Raw genomic sequence first — 17,497 nt, 5'->3', positions numbered from 1 at the left:
CTTAGTAATTTTAAATACGCCCAAGATAATCGTCGTCAAAATACTCCGCGCACTATAGCGCCCGATACCATACAAAAAAAGTTATCTACCGTTGTGCAAGTTGAAAACAACCAAAGTCTAATTTTGGGTGGACTTATTAGCAGAAACAACCAATTTGATGAGAGTTCTGTTAATTTTTTATCTAAAATTCCACTCCTAGGAGCTTTATTTCAAGGCGATCAAAGTGTCGATAATGCTACAGAAATTGTTTTCATCATAACCCCAGTAATTGTTGATAATCAAAACACCCATCCTTCCTTAAAAGATCTAGGATTTAAGCACTATGAACTCTGATTTTGTTCCATTAAAACAGCATACTAATGCCCTTGAAATAATACAAAATACATCAAATCAACAAATCATCATCTTGCTTGGGAAAAGTGGTAGTGGAAAAAGTTTTTTACTCAAGCAACTTACTAAAACATCAAGAACTTTTTTATTTTCAGAACCGTTTTTTGATGAAATAAATTTTTTAAATACTCTTGGAAGCGTAATTCTAAACAAACAAACCCCATCACTTCAAGATTTTATTTCTTTTGCAAAAAATAGCAAAGAGCATTATCTTATTTTACTTGATGAAGCAGGAATGTATGAAGAGGCTTTACTTGAAAAAATCAGAATTTTAAGTGATTTCAAAAATTTCGTCTTTATTCTAAGTACACATAAAATTCACAAAATATTTGAAAAAGAGCATTTTAAAAGCCGCATTGGAAATATTATCGTCTTAAATGAATTATCCAAAGAAGAATTATCATTTTACATTAACACAAAATTTCAACTAAAAAAGCCTTTTGTAGATAAAGAATTAAAATTACTACAAAAAATCAGTTTAAATAATTTAAGAACAATAGATCAAATTCTACATACTTTTATCGCACTTTACGCATATTACGAAAAACAAAAACTTGAAAAAAGCTCTAAATTTTTACTCGAACTTTGCGCATTACATCATAATCTAAGGTTGTAAAATGAATAAAATTCAAATTCAAGAACTCGAACTCAAACATAAAAAATTTAAACAAAAACGTTATATAAAATTCAGTCTTTTAGGTGTTTTAGTATTTTGTTTATGCTTTGCAAGTTTTATGCTTTTCAAATATTTGCAAAATCAACAGCATACTTTGAATTTAGCCCTAAAAGAAAAAAAGAATTTACAAAATAAACTTCAAGATGCAAAAATTATCCAAGAAAAAAATAAAATTTTACAAAACAAAACCACGCTTAATGCCCAAGAAACACCACATATTCAAACCATAAATTTAAGCACAACAAATGAGCCAAAAATCATAGTGCAAAGCTATGAAGCAAGCATTCCTGAGCTTAGAAGTGATTTTTATGCACATCCTAATTATAAAAGCGCTATTAAACTTTCAAAAATTTATTATCAAAATAAAGATTATAAAAAATCTATTTTTTGGTCCTTAAAAGCAAACGAACTTAATAAAAATAACCAAGAATCGTGGCTAATGTTTGCAAAAGCAAAAATTGCTCTAGGTCAAAAAGAAGAGGCTATAAAAGCACTTTCTAATTATATGAGTTTTTATGATTCAAATAATATTGATCAATTCTTAAGTCAAATCAAATGAAAAACATAGAAATTTTACACTCTAAACTCAAAGAACAAGGCTTATTAAATCCCGAATGCGATTTTTCAAATTTAGATTTTTCTCTCATTAAAGAGTGTGTTTATAAACTTTATGAAAAAGATATTTTAGATATTTTTGAACTTTGTGCTTATTTTAAGCAAAATTTAGACAGTTTTTTGCAAGGTTTTGCTCTGTATAAAAAATTAAATTTCATACAAGAACCTTTAGCCAACCTTACACTTTTTAAATGCTTTAATAGCCAAATTTTACAAACGTATCAAATTTTACCCTTTAAAGAAGATGAAAATAATATTTACCTAGCTTGCACTAAACCTTGTTCTTTTGAACTTATAGATAAATTGCAAAATGGATCTAAAGACAAATTTATACAATTATGCATTGCAAATCCTTTAAAAATCAAAACTATCCTAGAAAGGCTTTCTTTGCAAGTTGAACTTGCCAAACTTGCAGAAAAACTTAAAACCGAATTGGGCGGGAAACTAGAAAACGAACAAAAAAGTGCCATTGCCAAAATTCACGATCTTATCTTAAGCCAAGCCATCAAACAAAAAGCAAGCGATATACATATAGAACCAAGAAATGATGACGCTTTGGTGCGTTTTAGAAAAGATGGAATTTTAAGCGAATTTGTTATTTTAGAAAAAGAACTTTATCAGGCTTTAGTTTTTTACATCAAACTAAGTGCACATTTAAATGTTGCAGAACAAAGAAAAGCTCAAGACGGCAGTTTTAGTATGCAAATACAAAATTTAGAATTTGATTTTAGAATTTCATCTTTGCCTTTAATTTATGGGGAAAGCATTGTTATTAGAATACTTGAAAGAAAAAAAGATTTTACGAGCCTTCAAAACTTACATTTTGGAAAAACAAATTTAAAACACCTTCAAAATAATATCAATCAACCTTATGGAATGATTTTATTAACAGGTCCAACAGGAAGTGGGAAAAGTACTACTTTATACTCTATACTCAATGAAATAAAATCTATAGAAAAAAAGATCATTACTCTTGAAGATCCGATCGAATATAAAATTCCACTCGTGCAACAAACCATGCTAAATTCAAAGGCGGGACTTGATTTTAACAATGCTTTAAGAGCGATTTTAAGGCAAGATCCTGATGTAATTATGGTAGGGGAAATTCGTGATGAAGAAAGTCTTGATATTGCTATAAAATCAGCACTTACAGGACATTTAATGCTAAGTACTCTACACACCAATGATTCCATTTCTGCGATAGTTAGAATGCTAGATATGAAAGCCAAGCCTTATTTACTCTCATCGGCCCTAAATTTAATCATCGCACAAAGACTTGTAAGAAAACTTTGCACGCATTGTTGTTATGAAATTTCTTATGAAGATGAAAAAATTCAAGGCAAATTTTATGAAAGCAAGGGTTGTATTTATTGCTCTAATACAGGTTTTTTAGGCAGAGAATTAATTTGCGAAGCGCTTAATATAGATGATGATATGCGGGAATTAATCAGACGCAATGCTAATAAAAGCGAAATTTTAGCCTATCTGCAAAACAACGGTTTTCAAACCATGTTTGAAATGGGCATAGAAAAAGCTAGAGAAGGCATTACAAGTCTTGGAGAAATTTTAAGGGTTACGCGGTGAAAAAATATGAATTTTTAATCTCAAAAAACAATCACACTAAAAAGCTGATTACCAAAGCTCATACGAGATTTGAAGCACAAAGCCAAATTCTAAAACAAGGTTTTAAAATTCTTGAATTTAAAGAACTTAGCAAAACAAATTATTACAGCAGAAATTTAAATAAAGAAATCAGTCATATTTTTAAAGAATTATCTTTGCTTCTTGAAGTAGGGCTTAGCATAGAACAAGCTCTTAATGAGCTTTGCAAGCACAAATACAATAAAAACATCGATGCTTTTTTAAACAAAGTTCGTGGAAATATAGCCAGCGGTCAAAGTCTTCATAAGGCCTTAGAAAATTCTTCGGTGCATATCACGCAAAGCGATTTGGCTTTAATTAAAATGGGCGAAAATATGGGCGATCTAGCCTTTGTATTTGCAAAAATTTCTGAAATTCACGAAAAAAAACTTATAACTAAAAAACGACTAAAAAAGGCGCTAAATTATCCTATAATCGTGCTTGTGGCATTGTTTATAGCCTTTTTATCACTCATGCTTTTTGTTGTGCCACAATTTAAAACCATATTTGATGATTTTAATGTCAATCTACCTTTAATTACGCAAATTATTTTAGGTTTGTATGAATTTTTAGATTCTTATTATATGATTTTAATTCCAAGTCTTTTAAGCACTTTTATAGGATTTTTCACCATTTATAAATACAATGCAAATTTTGCCTACAAAAGCGATCGTTTTATCCTTAAAATTCCCATCATCGGCAAAATCATTTTTTACACTCAAGCTTATTATTTTTTCCTTATTTTGGGGCTTTTGTTGCGTGTGGGTATCGATGCAAGTAAAGCTTTAAATTTAGCTTGTATGGGCGTTGAAAATAAATTTTTATCTCAAGAATATAAACAAATTGATGATCTTTGCAAACAAGGATTGGAATTTGATGAAGCTTTTAATAAGACAAGGCTTTTCGAAGGAATGATAGTGCAAATGTTAAGCGTTGCGATGAAAAGCTCTAAGCTTGATTTTATGTGTGAAAAAATCGCTTTATATTATCAGAATAAACAAGAAAATTTGGTAGAAAAATTTTTCATTTTCTTAGAGCCTGCACTCACTTTAATGGTCGCTATAATGGTACTTTTATTGGCTTTGGGGATTTTTTTACCTATGTGGGAACTTAGCACTTTTGCAAATTTTTAACATCAAGTGAATTTTCTAAATCTTCACATTCTTTTTTAAGTTTATCTAATATCTCTTGTACCTTTAAACCTAGCATCAAAAGCTCATAAACCTTTGGGCGATCTTTTTTCCATTTATGCAAAGTTTTGACATTGATATCTAATTTTCCTGCTATATCTCTTTGAGTCATTAAAAATCCAAATTTTTTTCTTAATTTAGCAATAAAGCCTTTAAAAGAAAACAAGTTTTTAAATTTAAGGTTAAGAATGCTAAAAACTATAGACGAAAAAGGTAATATTATTTATGGGGATTTATCCTTACAAAAGAATTTAAAACTTGAATTTAAAGGGAGTAATAATATAGTCTTTTTTGCTGGAAGTAGTGCGAATGTAAATGCTGTTTTAACGGAAACAATTCTTTGCTTTTTATTGGCAATACAAGTAGAACTAATGGAAATTTTAATATTCATAGCAATGGACTTTGCTATATTGGTAAAAATTCTACTTCCAATGGAACTTCTTTTCGTGTTAGCGAAGGCAAAAATCTTATTTTGGGCAATGATTGTATGTTTTCTTGGGGAATTTGGCTCTCGCCCACTGATCATCATCTCATTTTTGATAGCAATACTTACAAAAGAATAAATCTTGGTAAAAGTATTTATATAGGAGATCATGTTTGGTGTGCTCAAGAAGCAGCTATTTTAAAAGGAGGTTTTGTAGCAAGTGGGAGTATTTTAGGTGCAAAAAGTGTAAATAGTGGAGTTAAATTTTCAAATTCAATTTATGCAGGAAACCCTAGTAGATTAATCAAAGAAAATCATTTTTGGAGTAGAGAAGATCCTACTGATGGAAGTTGGAGTAAAGAAAAAATTAAAGAGCTTTCAACCATACAAAAAGAAGATTTTAAATTTAGCTTTGAAAAAGATATTTTCTTAGATCCAAGCTTACTTAAAAATGAGCTTGAAAAGCTTGAGAGTGCAGGACAAAAGCTTGAGTTTGTGTATGATTATATTTATAATAACACGCACAAAAATCGCTTTGCATTGTTTAAAGATAGCGATAGAAGCGAATGTAAATTATATAAAGATGAAAATAAAATTCCTTTTTCAAAACTTAAATTTGAAACCCCAAAACCAAAAGAAGAATCTAGACAAGAAATTCCAAAAGAAATCAAAGAAGTTAAAAAGCCCACAGGAGCTGTGAATTTAGTAACTCTGCTATAAACTAGGTTTTGCGATGATAGATCATTCAAAAAGCTTTAAAGGGTATTTTAAAATGCCTTTCGCGCTTAACAAAATTGCTAAAGAACATAAAAATTTAGCTAAAAATAATGCAAATTTAGAAGATTTTAGTGATCATGAAAAAGCTTTAAAATGCAAAAATCATCTTTCCTATAAACTAGGAAATGCCTTAATTAAGGCACATAAAACTTGGTATAAATGTGGATACTTGAAATTTTATTTTGATATTAAAAAAAATCAAAAAAGAATTTAACTCAAGCCTCTAAATCCATCACAACAACGGCGATTGCAAAACCTCCATCATGCGAAATACTAAGTGAAGCAGAATTGATTTTAAAAGAATTTAAAAGTTTTGAAGAAAAATTAAAATAAGGAGCATTTTTAAAATCCTTTGAAATTTCAAGATCAAAAAAACCACACTCCTTGCTAATGCCAACACCCAAAGCCTTACTCGCAGCCTCTTTGGCAGCCCAAAATCCCGCTAAAGTGGCAGGATTTTTAACTAAAATTTGCTCTTTTAAATTTAAAAATTTATTTAAGAAATTTGCATTGTGTTTTTGGTAAATTTTTTCCATCCTAGAAATGGCAACTATATCACAACCTATTTTTATCAAGATACCACAAAGTCCATAAAATAAATATTTTTAATAAAACCATCAGTTAAAACTTCATTAATTTTTCCCACTAACTCATCTTTAAGTCTTTCTTTTCCTTTGGTAGTGCTAACTTCTTCAAAGGTTTTTGAAGTCAAGGTACGAATGATAATATCGCGAATTACAGGAATTTTTTTCTCAAGCTCCGGAGTAAGTAACTCGGTATTTTGTTCAAGTTGAATGGTACATTTAACATATCTTGCCCCACTATCGCTTAATAAATTTAAAGTAAATGGTGCCAAAGCAAACATTTGTCCTATATTAGCAAAATCACTTCCCCTTTGACTTGGTACAACATTGGCTTTAGCGTTTTTACTTACTGGAGCAGCCTGAGTAGGTGCGTTAGCTTCATCACTTGGAGAAGACATAAATAAATAACCTATAATTCCAACAATCACAAGCAATAAAACCGCCAAAATTGCCACAATGATAATAATAAGAAAATTACCCTTTTTACTCGTTTTTTCTTGTTTTTCTACTTCTTCTTCCATAATCTTTCCTTTGTATTTAGATAAATGATTTACAATTTTAACAAATTTTTCTTATATTTTAATTTTATTAAGGATAAATCGTGCAACTTGAAGTGATTTTTAGAGAATACGACATACGCGGAATTTACGAAAAAGAACTCAATGAAAAAAGTGTAAAGGCTATAGGATATTGCTTGGGTAAAAAAATGCTTGAAAAAAATTGCAAAAATGTTAGCGTAGGATATGATGCAAGATATAGCGCTAATGCTTTATTTCATTACTTATTAAGTGGGCTTAATAAAGCAGGAATTAAAATTTATAACATAGGTCTTGTGCCTACTCCGTTAGGGTATTTCAGTCTTTATGAGGGTTTGAAATTTGATGCAAATATTATGATTACAGGCTCGCACAATCCAAAAGATTATAATGGCTTTAAGATTACTATAGGTAAGGAAAGTTTTTTTGGACAAGATTTAAAAGAGCTTTGCAAAGAAGTTTATAAACACTTAGATGATGTGATTGAAGATGATGTAAGTTGCGAAAATTATGATATTTTAAGTCTTTATATTGCTTTCATGAGTGAGCAATTTAAGCATTTAAAGGATTGGAATTTTAACTTTGCTATTGATTGTGCTAATGGGGCTGCTGGAGTTGTTATAGAGCCCTTAATGCAGGCTTTAAATTTAAAACCTAAAATACTTTTTGCAAATCCTGATGGAAATTTTCCAAATCATTCTCCAGATCCGACAGAAAGAGAAAATTTAAAAGATATACAAAGCATTCTTAATGAAGATCAAAATCTTAAAATTGGCTTTGCTTTTGATGGTGATGCTGATAGATTGGTTGCCTTAAACACTTCGCACGTTTTTTGCGGTGATGAGCTTTGCTATCTTTTCGCCAAAAATATCCCTAATCCTCGCGTTTTAGGAGAAGTTAAATGCTCTAAAAATCTCTTTGATGAGGTGACAAAATTTGGGACTATTTTTATGGGAAAAACAGGACATTCAAACATTAAAAAGATGATGAAAGAGCAAAATATCGATCTGGCTGCTGAGGTAAGCGGACACATTTTTTTTAAACATCGTTATTTTGGATATGATGATGGAATTTATGCCTTTTTAAGAACGCTAGAACTCATTCACAAAGGCTTTGATCTTAGTGCTATGATAGAAGAACTTCCAAAACTTTACACCACAGAAGAAATTAAAATTCCAGCAAGTGAAGAAGAAAAATTTAAACTCGTTGATGCCTTTAAAAAAGCTGTGGAACAAGGAGGATTAAAAGATGTCAAAGCGCTGTGTGAAATAGATGGTGCAAGGATAGACTTTGGATATGGCTGGGCGCTTTTAAGGGCTTCTAATACCAGTCCTTATTTGATCACGCGTTTTGAAGCGACAAGTCTTGAAAAAGCTGGGGAAATTCAAAAAAATGTCATGGATTTATTCGAAAAAGTTAAAGGGAATTTGGTAAATTAGGTAAAATTATCTTTTATTGACTTAAAAATTAAGTCAATAAAATTCATTTTAATAACATAAGATGACTATCAACTTAGAAAATAAAACCTTTGTTCGAATTTTGTTTAATAATAAATAAAATATAGAAGTCGAAGCATAAAAATGGTGGTTAGAGGCAGAATCGAACTGCCGACACGCAGATTTTCAGTCTGCTGCTCTACCGACTGAGCTATCCAACCATTTTCAAAAACTAAAATTATACATATATTTTTTTAAATTAAGTTTAAATTCAAAAAAATAAATTTATTTTTTTTGAAGTTTTTTAAGATACAATTTTCCATTAATCAAAATTTTTAATATTAGGATTAATTTGAAACAAACACATTTTAATAGAAACACCTTAAGAATGTTATTTTTAGGGTATATTTTTATCGCACTTGCTGGAGCATTCATTTTAACTTTAAAAGGAATGCATAAAAATCCCATTAGTTTTATTGATGCTCTATTTACTAGTACTTCAGCTATTAGCATGACTGGACTTATCGTTAAAAATACCGCCAATGATTTTACTTTTTGGGGTCAGTTTGTTATTTTGTGCCTTATAAAAATCGGTGGATTTGGGTATATGGGTTTAGGACTTTTTGTCTATCTTTTAATACGCAAAAAAATAGGCTTCAGTGGTAAAAATTTACTTAAAGAATCTATGATTTATCCAACTATGGATGGACTTTTAGGATTTTTAAAAAAAGTTTTTCTCTTTGTTTTTATAATAGAACTTTGCGGAGCAATACTGCTTAGCCTACGCTTTATGCTTGAAATGGATATTAAACATGCTGTTTGGAGTGGAATTTTTCATTCCATTTCAGCTTTTAACAATGCAGGTTTTAGTATTTTTGAAACAGGTCTAATGTCTTATAGACAAGATATTTGGATCAACTTAGTTATCACCTCTTTAATCATCATTGGAGGAATTGGATATTTTGTCTTACTTGAAGTTTATTTTTTCCAAAAAAAACGCTTAGCAACTTTAAGTCTACACACTAAAATAGTTCTCACAATGACATTTACTTTGATTATATTTGCAACATTAGTTATTTTCCTATTAGAGTATAATAATATTAAAAGCATAGGCTCTTTTTCTTTATTTGATAAAATTTTGAGCTCTTATTTTACTGCTGTAAATTATCGCACTGCTGGCTTTAACACATTAGATTTTAGTACTTTTAAGGATGCGAGTTTATTTTTTGGATCCTTATTTATGGTAATTGGAGGAAGTCCAGGAGGCACATCAGGGGGTATAAAAGTTACTACGGTGGCTATCTTGCTTATTTACGCATACTGGACTATTAGGGGCGGAAGAATACGCATTTTTAAATATGAACTTTCTCAAGATGTTATTAGCAAAGCTTTTGTTATTAGCATAGGATCTAGTATTTACATGATACTATGCGTTATGCTTTTATCTTTACTTGAATCCGATCATCCGTTTTTAACGCTTTTATTTGAAACTTCATCCGCATTTGCAACAGTAGGTGTTTCCGTTGGCGATGGAGGAACTCTATCTTTAAGTGCTTTATTTGGAAGCGAAAGTAAACTAATCATCATTATTATGATGATTAGTGGTAGGATAGGAATTTTTGCTTTTCTGCTTTCTATTTTTATCCAAGAAAAAGAAAAATATATAAGATATCCAGAAGGAAAGGTGTATTTATGAACAAAAGTTATGGAATTATAGGACTTGGAAAATTTGGATCTGTTTTAGCGAACGAACTTTTAATGCAAGGAAAAACAGTTATCATTGCAGATAAAAATGAAGACTCTTTAAAAGGCTTGCAAGACTTGGCTTCAAGCGCATATATTTTAGACTCTACCAATACCATAGCCCTAAAAGAAGCAGGTTTTCACAATGTTGATATTGTAATTGTCAGCATAGGACAAAACGTTGAAAAAAGCATTTTAACTCTAATGGCACTAAAAGACATAGGTGTAAAAAACATCATAGCAAAAGCAAGCTCGTCAATACACGGACAAATTCTTTCAAAACTCGGTGCAACCAAAGTTATTTCACCTGAAAGAGAAAGCGCAAAAAGACTTGCAAAGGAATTCTTATCTCATCCTGAATTTGAAGTATTTGATCTCTCGGCTAATACCATTAGAGCTGTAAAACTCACCATAAACGAAAAACTTGCTGGAAACAGCTTAAAGCACATAGCGCAAAATATGGGCATCATTGCATATAAAAAAGCTTCAGAAGATTGGACTTTGTTTCCAGATTTTGAAACCACAGTCGCTTATGTGGGAGATATGGTGATCTTACTTGGAACTACTAAAGATTTAGAAGAATTTGATTATTAAGCTTTTAAATTCTTTAAAAGCTCATTTAAACCTTTGGCGCTAACACTAGGATGATGAATCCTTGTACCTAAATTTAATAAAATTTCCTCGCCTATTTTAGAATGCAATTTTTGCACAAAATTAAAATTATACCACTTGAAATGCCTTAAATTCATATTATGCAAAGTATAGATATGACAAGCTTTATAAGGAATTTCTAACCTTTTTGTTAAATTATAAATCCCAGGTGCTTGAAATGTATAAATACTATCAATTTCTAAAGGATAATTTAAAGCAAACAATTGTGCTAAATGTCCGCCTAAAGAATGTCCCACTAAAGTGATTTTACCCAATTGAAATCTTTGTTTAATTAGGTTATAAAATTGAATTAAAGACTCAAATTGCCCTTTGGGTATTTTGCCATTTAAAAGCAAAAAATCGCTCCAAACATCGTAAAAATCAAATTTTAAAGGTCTTAAATCACTCCCCGCTATAGCTAAAATAAATTTTTTTGAATTCTTTTGTTGAAACAAACTTGCCCTAAAACCCATTTTAGATTCATTGCATCTCTCATTAATATGAGCTTTCAAAATAAAATTTTTGACCAAAGAAAAAGCCAACATAGGCTTGATTTTACCAATGCTAACGCTTTCTTTTTTCAAAATATTATTACTAAGTGCTCTAAATAATCTTTTCTGATCTAAATCTTCAAACAAAATTTCCTTACAATCTAAATTCAAATAAGCCGCATGAGAAAGCAAGGAGTATTTTCTAAGATCTTCCAAAAATTCTAAATTTTGAAAAAACACATTTTGTAAATTTTGCAAAATCTTTACTTGAGCGTCGTTTAATATTTTTGTATTTTGTAGTTTTAAAAAAGTATGTATATCAAAAATCATAGCGGAGTTTGTAGCTCCGCAAATTTAAGCTTTGCAAGTATTTTGCAAAGTTGAACTAAGCATCCAAAGACTTTTTTCATACTTAGCAATTTTTTCTTGTGCAAAAGCTGCTGTTGTAGTATCACTAGCTTTTTCAGCTTCGCTATTTAGCTTTTTAAATTCAGCTAAAAGATACTCATAATCTTTTTTGATAAGCTCTATCACTTCAATAGGAGTAAAGCAATCTTTTTTATCCTCTAATTTTGGGCTTTTTGCAAGTTCCATTAAAGTTTTTTGACAAACTATAGCTTTCTCACCGAGTTGCAATACTCTTTCGGCACAATCATCAAAAAGCTCAGCCATTTCTTCATAAGCTTTTTCAGTGTATTCATGGATAGAGAAAAATTGCAATCCTTTTACATTCCAATGATAATTATGAAATTTAACCCATAAATGATGAGCATCCGCTTGCATTTGCAATAATTGTTTTGTTACTGACATTTTATCTCCTTTTTTTGATTTTTAAAAGTATAGCATAAAATTTATTAATTAATAAATTTTATCAATTAATATTTCAATCTATACCTTTAATATGCTTTTATTATACTCCAAACTTTTATAATTTTATATTTGATTTTAATTTATTATCAAATAAACTCAACTTTAATGCTTTTTTATCCAAAAATACACTAAATCCTATAATTTTGATTTATAATTAATAAAAATTTCTAAGGAATTTCGATGGACAATCGCACTCTTAAAGAACTTGATCTTAAACACATCTGGCATCCTTGCACTCAAATGAAAGATCACGAAAATTTACCTCTTATTCCCATTAAAAAAGGCAAAGGGGTGTATTTGTATGATTTTAATTCTAACTCTTATATAGATTGCATTGGTTCATGGTGGGTAAATCTTTTTGGACATAGCAATGATTACATTAATGCAAAACTTAAAGAACAACTAGAAAATTTAGAACATGTTATTTTAGCAGGCTTTACACACGAGCCTATCATTTCTTTATCTAAAAGACTTTGCGCGCTTTTGCCGAAGGAATTAAATAAATGTTTTTACGCAGACAATGGCTCATCGGCTATAGAGGTTGCTTTAAAAATGAGCTTTCATTGCCATCTTAATAAAAAAGACACTAAAAGAACGAAATTTCTTTCTTTAAGCAATTCTTATCATGGAGAAACTTTGGGTGCATTAAGCATTGGAGATGTGGAACTTTATAAAAAAACCTATACGCCTTTACTTTTAGAATGTCTTAGCACCCCTGTGCCAAAAAGTAGCGATTTTAGTGAAGAATTGCAAGCTCTTAAAAATTTGTTAAACACCCAAGGAGAACAAATTTGCGCATTTATTCTTGAACCCTTAATTCAATGTGCAGGAAATATGCATATGTATGAAGCAGAGTTTATTAATGAAGCTTGTAAACTATGTAAAGAATTTGGAATTGATATTATTTTTGATGAAATTGCGGTTGGATTTGGGCGTAGTGGGACATTATTTGCTTTAGAGCAATGTGACATTGTACCAGATTTTTTATGCCTTTCAAAAGGAATTACGGGCGGCTATATGCCTTTATCTGTTGTAGTTACAAAGGATGAGATTTATAATGCTTTTTATGCGCCTTATGAAGAACAAAAAGCTTTTTTACATTCTCACAGTTATACGGGAAATACCCTAGCTTGCGCTGCTGCAAATGCTACGTTTGATATTTTTGAAAATGAAAATATTATAGAAAAAAACAAAATTTTATCCCTTTTTATCAAAAAAGAATTTTCAAGACTAAAACAGTTTGAATTTTTAGGAAATTTCAGACAAAAAGGAATGATCTACGCCTTTGATATTTTAAAAAGCAAACATTCAAGAGCAGGACTTTTTGTATTTCAAAAAGCTTTAGAAAAAGGGCTTTTGTTAAGACCTTTGGGAAATACCATTTATTTTATGCCCCCTTATATTATCAAAGAAGAAGAAATTTGTTATGTTGTTAATGCTTTGGAAAATATTTTTAATGAATTTTAGAATTTCAAAAACAGTAAAATAACAAAAAAGTAACATTTTTTATTATTTTTATCATTATTCTTTTTTAGAAAGTGGGTATTAAGTTAAATTTATTCATAATGATATTTTAACTTTATTTTAAAGGAGAAGTGATGAGAAAGATTTTCTTTTTATTATTTTGTATGGTAGGTTTTGTCTTTGCTGCTATTAATATCAATACAGCAACACTTGAAGAGTTAAAAACCCTTAAAGGCATTGGAGATGCAAAAGCAAAAGCGATCTTAGAATACCGAAAAGATCAAAATTTCACTAGCATTGAAGATATCAAAAAAATCAATGGTATCGGAGATAAAATCTTCGAAGGCATTAAAAACGATATCGTTGTAGAATAAAGCAAGACTAAGATCTTGCTAAAGTATAAAATCCGCAAATATCCTCATCAAAAAAAGTTCTATGCAAAGGATTAAATTCTAAATCCATATTTAAATTTTTATCGCCTCTAAATTTAGAATTATGAAAAATCAAAAACATATCCATTTCATCTTTTAGTAATTTTAAGAAATTCTCCCCACCTTCATACATAATAAATTTGGCTTCTTTTGGAATTTGAGTAAAAATTTGACGATTTGGCACTTTAAAAAATGCTAAATTTTGATCAAAGCTTTCTAATTTCTTGCGTGTTAAAATACAAAGATTTGGCGCTTTTCCCTGAGAAAGTCTCGCATCTAAAATGGGTTTATCCTTTCTTATCGTTTCCCCACCCACCACAAGTAAATCAAGCACAGATCTTATCTTATGCGCATAAGTTCTGCTTGCTTCATTGCTGATAATTTTTCCAAAAGGTGAACCGTTCATACTCAAAGCAAGTTTAAAGAGTTTAAATTGTCCTTTTTGCCATTTTAAAAAAGGCATTAATAATTTTCTTCCCTCACTCTCTAACACACCAACTTCAACTTCCACACCATTTTTTCGTAAAATTTCCACTCCACCACTAGCGATTTTATTCTCATCTTTTATGCTAATATACACTTTTTTAAAACCAAGTTCAGTAAAAAGTTTCACACAAGGTGGGGTTTTACCTTGATGCGCACAAGATTCTAGCGTTACAAAAGCTACTGCTCTGTTTAATAAATTTTGATGATTTTTTAAAATAAATTCATGCAAATCATTTGCATTAGTGGGTAAAGAAAATTCAGGTTTTAAGCTTTTTAAAGCTACGGCAATGGCATTTAATTCAGCATGAGCACACCCAGCCTTCTCGTGGGCTTTTATACTTAGAATTTGTCCGTTTTTATCTAAAATAACACAGCCCACAGCAGGATTTGGATAAGTTAAAAACTGATATTTCCACGCTTCATTTAAAGCTAAATTCATATAAAAATTTTTCATTTTTTACCTTAAAATCATTGTAAATTTTGATAATAAATATTAAAATATAAATTTTATTTTAAATTTTTAGGACTTTTTATGAATTTTATATTAGAACTTTTAAAAAACAATAAATTCAAAATCTTTTTTTTCCTATCATTTAGCATATTTACAAGCATTTTAGGTGTGCTTGTTTTGGTATTTATCAACGAATATCTTTTAAAAGCTAATTCCAATGAAGGCATATTTATTTTTTATTTCTTAGCCTTGCTGATTGTATTTTTTCTAAGCTCCATTTTTGTAGAAATTTCTTTAAGTATATTTGGACAAAATTTCATTTTTTCTATGCAAAAACGCGTTGTAAAACAAATTTTAGATACAAGTATGTCTAAAATTTCGCAAATTGGTAAAGCAAAGCTTCTAGCATCTTTAGGAAGTGATGTTAGAAATGTTTCTTTTGGGCTTTTAAGATTTCCTGAATTTATACAATCGAGCATTTTAATCCTTTGCACTTGCGTTTATCTTTGCTATCTTTCGCCTAAAATTTTTGCAATCTGCTTGATTTGGATCATTTTTGTTTTTTTAAGCAATAATTTTTTAATGATGAAAGTCTATAAATACTTCAAAAATGCAAGGGAAAATGACGATGCTTTACAAAATAACTATCAAAATATCCTTGATGGGCACAGAGAGCTCATTTTAAATCGCTTTAGGGCAAAGCATTATTATGAGTTTGAATTTGAAAAAAATGCGAAAAATAAAAAGCGAAATTCAACCATTGCTAACATTTTACATAATTTATCAAACAATTGGACAAATATAGCTTTGCTAGCACTTGTAGGGCTTGAATTTTATTTTTCTTTGCATTTTTCTTGGACGAGCATTGAAAATGCGACAACCATAGCTTTATCAATACTTTTTTTACGAACACCTTTGGTGGCGATGATAGGCTCTTTTCCTACTTTAATCCTAGCAAAAATAGCCCTAGATAAAATCGCAAAACTTGAATTAGAAAATTTCGAACAAAATTTTACACTCCATAGCAACAAAGAATACTGGCAAAACATTCGTTTTGATAAAGTTGCTTTTTCATATAATGAAAAATTCTCACTCAAACCCACAAGTTTAGAAATTCACAAAGGCGAACTCATTTTTTTAATCGGAAAAAATGGCAGTGGAAAATCCACTTTTTCCATGCTTTTAGCGGGGCTTATAAGTCCAAAAGAAGGCGAAATTTATTTAGATGATCAAAAAATTGATTCTTCAAATTTAGTCAAATATCAAAGTTTGATTACTGCGATTTTTAGTGATTTTCATCTCTTTACTCAAACCTTAGAAAATGATAATTTTGCAAGCGAAGAAGAGATAAAATATTGGCTTGAATTTTTAGAGCTTTATGAAAAAACAGATATCAAAGATCACAAAATCACCACTACAAAACTTTCCACAGGACAAAGAAAACGCTTGGCTATGTTTATAGCTTTGTTAGAAAAACGAGATATATTGATTTTAGATGAATGGGCAGCTGATCAAGATCCGGTTTTTAGAAGATTTTTTTATAAAAAGCTTTTGCCTTTGTTAAAAGAGCAAGGTAAAACGATCTTTGCTATCACACATGATGATGCGTATTTTGATAGTGCGGATAGAATTTTCTTGGCACAAAATGGCGAGATTAGCGAGTTAAAAGGTGAAAATATCAAGGAGAAAGCTAGGAATTTGATTGCTCGGTTTGAGTGATATTTCTTTCATATTCTACAAATCCTTTTTCTTTGTATTCAGCGATGATTTCATCAGCACTTAAACCATATACATTTCTTTTAACTAACATAATAATATCCAACTCATTAAGATAAATACTTTCAATAGCGTGAGTTCCTATATTTGATTTAATATTCTCGTATTGCTCTTTAGTTAAATCATCTTTATATTTTTTAAGTATCACAAGGCTTTCTTCTAAACTATACACTTTGTGATATTGTTTTTGCATTTTTACTCCTTTTTTAATTAAAATATTATCTATTTTAAAGCAAAAAATGATAGAGTTTTTTTAGTGGAAAATTCCACTAAAATCATTTTTTCTCATAAAGATTTTTTTCTATATCTATATAAAATTTAGCAATTTTTTCATAAGCTATCTCCCAAGCTTTAAGCACTTCTTCGCTTGGATTTAAAAGATTTTTAATTGCTTTTAAAAGGCAAATTCCAACTATAGGATAATGCTCTTCTTTTACGCCTAAATTTACATGAGTGATGGCGATTTTATCTACAAAATTTCTCATATTTTCTAAATTTTCTACATTTTTAGCCGCCATTAAAATCGCCATTGCTAAAGCCTTTGGTTGTTCTCCTGAAGCTTGCTTTTCCATATTAAACATAGGTTTTACTTCGGGATAATCAGAAAATAAAATTTTATAAAATTCCTTAGTTAAATCCTCTCCGCTTTTTTGTAAAATCGGCACACAATCTTTGATGATTTTTATTTGTTCTTGAGTCATATTTTTCCTTTATTTTTGAAATTAAAATTTGCATTTTAGAAAAAAATAGAATTAAATTCATTGACTTTAATCAATAAAATATCTTTTATGATATTATGTGTAAAAAATACTCACTATATATGATATGTTACTTTTTGTCCTATAAATTTTTAAATTATGAAAAA

At 29.7% G+C, this 17,497-nt stretch carries 20 protein-coding genes, 1 tRNA gene and 1 pseudogene; 13 read left to right on the top strand and 9 right to left on the bottom strand.

What is annotated here, in order from left to right:
- From ELQ16_RS06450 to ELQ16_RS06430, 5 genes and pseudogenes are all read left to right on the top strand, one after another.
- Positions 1–333: pseudogene (locus ELQ16_RS06450) on the top strand (pilus (MSHA type) biogenesis protein MshL); the annotation flags it as partial.
- The gene (locus ELQ16_RS06445; RefSeq protein WP_134238736.1) at positions 323–1,006 is read left to right on the top strand and encodes an ATP-binding protein; all 684 of its coding nucleotides are present in this window, start codon (positions 323–325) and stop codon (positions 1,004–1,006) included. The pseudogene ELQ16_RS06450 and the gene ELQ16_RS06445, both read left to right, overlap by 11 nt.
- Before the next feature lies 1 nt (position 1,007).
- Positions 1,008–1,625: a CDC27 family protein gene (locus tag ELQ16_RS06440; RefSeq protein WP_134238735.1), complete on the top strand. Its 618-nt coding sequence runs from the start codon at positions 1,008–1,010 to the stop codon at positions 1,623–1,625.
- Positions 1,622–3,265, top strand: coding sequence for a GspE/PulE family protein (locus tag ELQ16_RS06435; RefSeq protein ID WP_134238734.1), 1,644 nt, complete (start codon positions 1,622–1,624; stop codon positions 3,263–3,265). The genes ELQ16_RS06440 and ELQ16_RS06435 overlap by 4 nt, the downstream gene beginning before the upstream one ends.
- Positions 3,262–4,455, top strand: a complete 1,194-nt coding sequence (locus tag ELQ16_RS06430) for a type II secretion system F family protein (RefSeq protein WP_134238733.1) — start codon at positions 3,262–3,264, stop codon at positions 4,453–4,455. The genes ELQ16_RS06435 and ELQ16_RS06430 overlap by 4 nt, the downstream gene beginning before the upstream one ends.
- Here the strand turns inward: ELQ16_RS06430 and ELQ16_RS06425 are convergent.
- Positions 4,433–4,624 (bottom strand): transcriptional regulator, encoded by a 192-nt coding sequence (locus tag ELQ16_RS06425; protein ID WP_134238732.1) that lies wholly within the window; start codon positions 4,622–4,624, stop codon positions 4,433–4,435. The two genes, ELQ16_RS06430 and ELQ16_RS06425, sit on opposite strands and share 23 nt — an antisense overlap.
- A 228-nt stretch (positions 4,625–4,852) precedes the next feature.
- Here ELQ16_RS06425 and ELQ16_RS06420 point away from each other — a divergent pair, with 228 nt between their 5' ends.
- Together ELQ16_RS06420 and ELQ16_RS06415 are read left to right on the top strand one after the other, a co-directional pair.
- The gene (locus ELQ16_RS06420) at positions 4,853–5,656 is read left to right on the top strand and encodes a hypothetical protein (RefSeq protein WP_134238731.1); all 804 of its coding nucleotides are present in this window, start codon (positions 4,853–4,855) and stop codon (positions 5,654–5,656) included.
- Between the two features lie 13 nt (positions 5,657–5,669).
- Positions 5,670–5,927, top strand: a complete 258-nt coding sequence (locus ELQ16_RS06415; protein ID WP_134238730.1) for a hypothetical protein — start codon at positions 5,670–5,672, stop codon at positions 5,925–5,927.
- Position 5,928: 1 nt separating this feature from the next.
- Here the strand turns inward: ELQ16_RS06415 and acpS are convergent, their stop codons facing one another.
- Both acpS and fliL read right to left on the bottom strand, forming a co-directional pair.
- Positions 5,929–6,285, bottom strand: a complete 357-nt coding sequence (gene acpS, locus ELQ16_RS06410) for a holo-ACP synthase (RefSeq protein ID WP_134238845.1) — start codon at positions 6,283–6,285, stop codon at positions 5,929–5,931.
- Positions 6,285–6,818, bottom strand: coding sequence for a flagellar basal body-associated protein FliL (gene fliL / locus ELQ16_RS06405; RefSeq protein ID WP_134238729.1), 534 nt, complete (start codon positions 6,816–6,818; stop codon positions 6,285–6,287). The genes acpS and fliL overlap by 1 nt, the downstream gene beginning before the upstream one ends.
- 80 nt (positions 6,819–6,898) lie before the next feature.
- Between fliL and ELQ16_RS06400 the strand changes: the two genes are divergently transcribed.
- Complete coding sequence (locus tag ELQ16_RS06400) at positions 6,899–8,272, top strand: phosphomannomutase/phosphoglucomutase (protein ID WP_243832602.1); 1,374 nt, start codon at positions 6,899–6,901, stop codon at positions 8,270–8,272.
- A gap of 142 nt (positions 8,273–8,414) precedes the next feature.
- On the opposite strand, the gene ELQ16_RS06395 is transcribed toward ELQ16_RS06400, so the two are convergent.
- A tRNA-Phe gene (locus ELQ16_RS06395) sits at positions 8,415–8,490 on the bottom strand.
- Between the two features lie 167 nt (positions 8,491–8,657).
- Between ELQ16_RS06395 and ELQ16_RS06390 the strand changes: the two genes are divergently transcribed.
- Together ELQ16_RS06390 and ELQ16_RS06385 are read left to right on the top strand one after the other, a co-directional pair.
- On the top strand, positions 8,658–9,965 hold the full coding sequence (locus ELQ16_RS06390; protein WP_407919967.1) for a TrkH family potassium uptake protein: 1,308 nt from the start codon (positions 8,658–8,660) through the stop codon (positions 9,963–9,965).
- Positions 9,962–10,606, top strand: coding sequence for a TrkA family potassium uptake protein (locus ELQ16_RS06385; RefSeq protein ID WP_134238726.1), 645 nt, complete (start codon positions 9,962–9,964; stop codon positions 10,604–10,606). The genes ELQ16_RS06390 and ELQ16_RS06385 overlap by 4 nt, the downstream gene beginning before the upstream one ends.
- Here ELQ16_RS06385 and ELQ16_RS06380 read toward each other — a convergent pair.
- Together ELQ16_RS06380 and ELQ16_RS06375 are read right to left on the bottom strand one after the other, a co-directional pair.
- Positions 10,603–11,484, bottom strand: coding sequence for an alpha/beta fold hydrolase (locus ELQ16_RS06380; protein WP_134238725.1), 882 nt, complete (start codon positions 11,482–11,484; stop codon positions 10,603–10,605). The two genes, ELQ16_RS06385 and ELQ16_RS06380, sit on opposite strands and share 4 nt — an antisense overlap.
- A 24-nt stretch (positions 11,485–11,508) precedes the next feature.
- Positions 11,509–11,964, bottom strand: coding sequence for a DNA starvation/stationary phase protection protein (locus ELQ16_RS06375; RefSeq protein ID WP_134238724.1), 456 nt, complete (start codon positions 11,962–11,964; stop codon positions 11,509–11,511).
- A 240-nt stretch (positions 11,965–12,204) separates the two neighbouring features.
- Between ELQ16_RS06375 and ELQ16_RS06370 the strand changes: the two genes are divergently transcribed.
- Together ELQ16_RS06370 and ELQ16_RS06365 are read left to right on the top strand one after the other, a co-directional pair.
- Positions 12,205–13,491 (top strand): adenosylmethionine--8-amino-7-oxononanoate transaminase, encoded by a 1,287-nt coding sequence (locus tag ELQ16_RS06370; protein ID WP_134238723.1) that lies wholly within the window; start codon positions 12,205–12,207, stop codon positions 13,489–13,491.
- 131 nt (positions 13,492–13,622) lie between these two features.
- Positions 13,623–13,862, top strand: coding sequence for a ComEA family DNA-binding protein (locus ELQ16_RS06365; protein ID WP_134238722.1), 240 nt, complete (start codon positions 13,623–13,625; stop codon positions 13,860–13,862).
- A 7-nt stretch (positions 13,863–13,869) separates the two neighbouring features.
- Here ELQ16_RS06365 and ribD read toward each other — a convergent pair whose 3' ends face one another.
- The gene (gene ribD / locus ELQ16_RS06360) at positions 13,870–14,859 is read right to left on the bottom strand and encodes a bifunctional diaminohydroxyphosphoribosylaminopyrimidine deaminase/5-amino-6-(5-phosphoribosylamino)uracil reductase RibD (RefSeq protein WP_134238721.1); all 990 of its coding nucleotides are present in this window, start codon (positions 14,857–14,859) and stop codon (positions 13,870–13,872) included.
- Positions 14,860–14,937: 78 nt separating this feature from the next.
- Here ribD and ELQ16_RS06355 point away from each other — a divergent pair, with 78 nt between their 5' ends.
- Positions 14,938–16,575: a multidrug ABC transporter permease/ATP-binding protein gene (locus tag ELQ16_RS06355; protein WP_134238720.1), complete on the top strand. Its 1,638-nt coding sequence runs from the start codon at positions 14,938–14,940 to the stop codon at positions 16,573–16,575.
- On the opposite strand, the gene ELQ16_RS06350 is transcribed toward ELQ16_RS06355, so the two are convergent.
- Positions 16,547–16,825: a hypothetical protein gene (locus ELQ16_RS06350; RefSeq protein WP_134238719.1), complete on the bottom strand. Its 279-nt coding sequence runs from the start codon at positions 16,823–16,825 to the stop codon at positions 16,547–16,549. The genes ELQ16_RS06355 and ELQ16_RS06350 overlap by 29 nt on opposite strands.
- Positions 16,826–16,907: 82 nt before the next feature.
- Positions 16,908–17,333 (bottom strand): single-domain globin Cgb, encoded by a 426-nt coding sequence (gene cgb / locus ELQ16_RS06345; protein WP_134238718.1) that lies wholly within the window; start codon positions 17,331–17,333, stop codon positions 16,908–16,910.
- Between the last annotated feature and the right edge of the window lie 164 nt (positions 17,334–17,497).

Source organism: Campylobacter sp. US33a (genome assembly GCF_004378855.1).
Lineage (GTDB): Bacteria > Campylobacterota > Campylobacteria > Campylobacterales > Campylobacteraceae > Campylobacter_D.
This window is presented reverse-complemented; position numbering and strand designations above follow the sequence as displayed.

What these genes read in the sequence shown, in the direction of transcription:
- ELQ16_RS06445 (WP_134238736.1), top strand. Translation starts at nt 323, where the DNA reads ATGAACTCTGATTTTGTTCCATTAAAACAGCATACTAATGCCCTTGAA.
- ELQ16_RS06440 (WP_134238735.1), top strand. Translation starts at nt 1,008, where the DNA reads ATGAATAAAATTCAAATTCAAGAACTCGAACTCAAACATAAAAAATTT.
- ELQ16_RS06435 (WP_134238734.1), top strand. Translation starts at nt 1,622, where the DNA reads ATGAAAAACATAGAAATTTTACACTCTAAACTCAAAGAACAAGGCTTA.
- ELQ16_RS06425 (WP_134238732.1), bottom strand. Translation starts at nt 4,624, where the DNA reads ATGACTCAAAGAGATATAGCAGGAAAATTAGATATCAATGTCAAAACT.
- ELQ16_RS06415 (WP_134238730.1), top strand. Translation starts at nt 5,670, where the DNA reads ATGATAGATCATTCAAAAAGCTTTAAAGGGTATTTTAAAATGCCTTTC.
- fliL (WP_134238729.1), bottom strand. Translation starts at nt 6,818, where the DNA reads ATGGAAGAAGAAGTAGAAAAACAAGAAAAAACGAGTAAAAAGGGTAAT.
- ELQ16_RS06390 (WP_407919967.1), top strand. Translation starts at nt 8,658, where the DNA reads ATGTTATTTTTAGGGTATATTTTTATCGCACTTGCTGGAGCATTCATT.
- ELQ16_RS06385 (WP_134238726.1), top strand. Translation starts at nt 9,962, where the DNA reads ATGAACAAAAGTTATGGAATTATAGGACTTGGAAAATTTGGATCTGTT.
- ELQ16_RS06380 (WP_134238725.1), bottom strand. Translation starts at nt 11,484, where the DNA reads ATGATTTTTGATATACATACTTTTTTAAAACTACAAAATACAAAAATA.
- ELQ16_RS06375 (WP_134238724.1), bottom strand. Translation starts at nt 11,964, where the DNA reads ATGTCAGTAACAAAACAATTATTGCAAATGCAAGCGGATGCTCATCAT.
- ELQ16_RS06370 (WP_134238723.1), top strand. Translation starts at nt 12,205, where the DNA reads ATGGACAATCGCACTCTTAAAGAACTTGATCTTAAACACATCTGGCAT.
- ELQ16_RS06365 (WP_134238722.1), top strand. Translation starts at nt 13,623, where the DNA reads ATGAGAAAGATTTTCTTTTTATTATTTTGTATGGTAGGTTTTGTCTTT.
- ribD (WP_134238721.1), bottom strand. Translation starts at nt 14,859, where the DNA reads ATGAAAAATTTTTATATGAATTTAGCTTTAAATGAAGCGTGGAAATAT.
- ELQ16_RS06355 (WP_134238720.1), top strand. Translation starts at nt 14,938, where the DNA reads ATGAATTTTATATTAGAACTTTTAAAAAACAATAAATTCAAAATCTTT.
- ELQ16_RS06350 (WP_134238719.1), bottom strand. Translation starts at nt 16,825, where the DNA reads ATGCAAAAACAATATCACAAAGTGTATAGTTTAGAAGAAAGCCTTGTG.
- cgb (WP_134238718.1), bottom strand. Translation starts at nt 17,333, where the DNA reads ATGACTCAAGAACAAATAAAAATCATCAAAGATTGTGTGCCGATTTTA.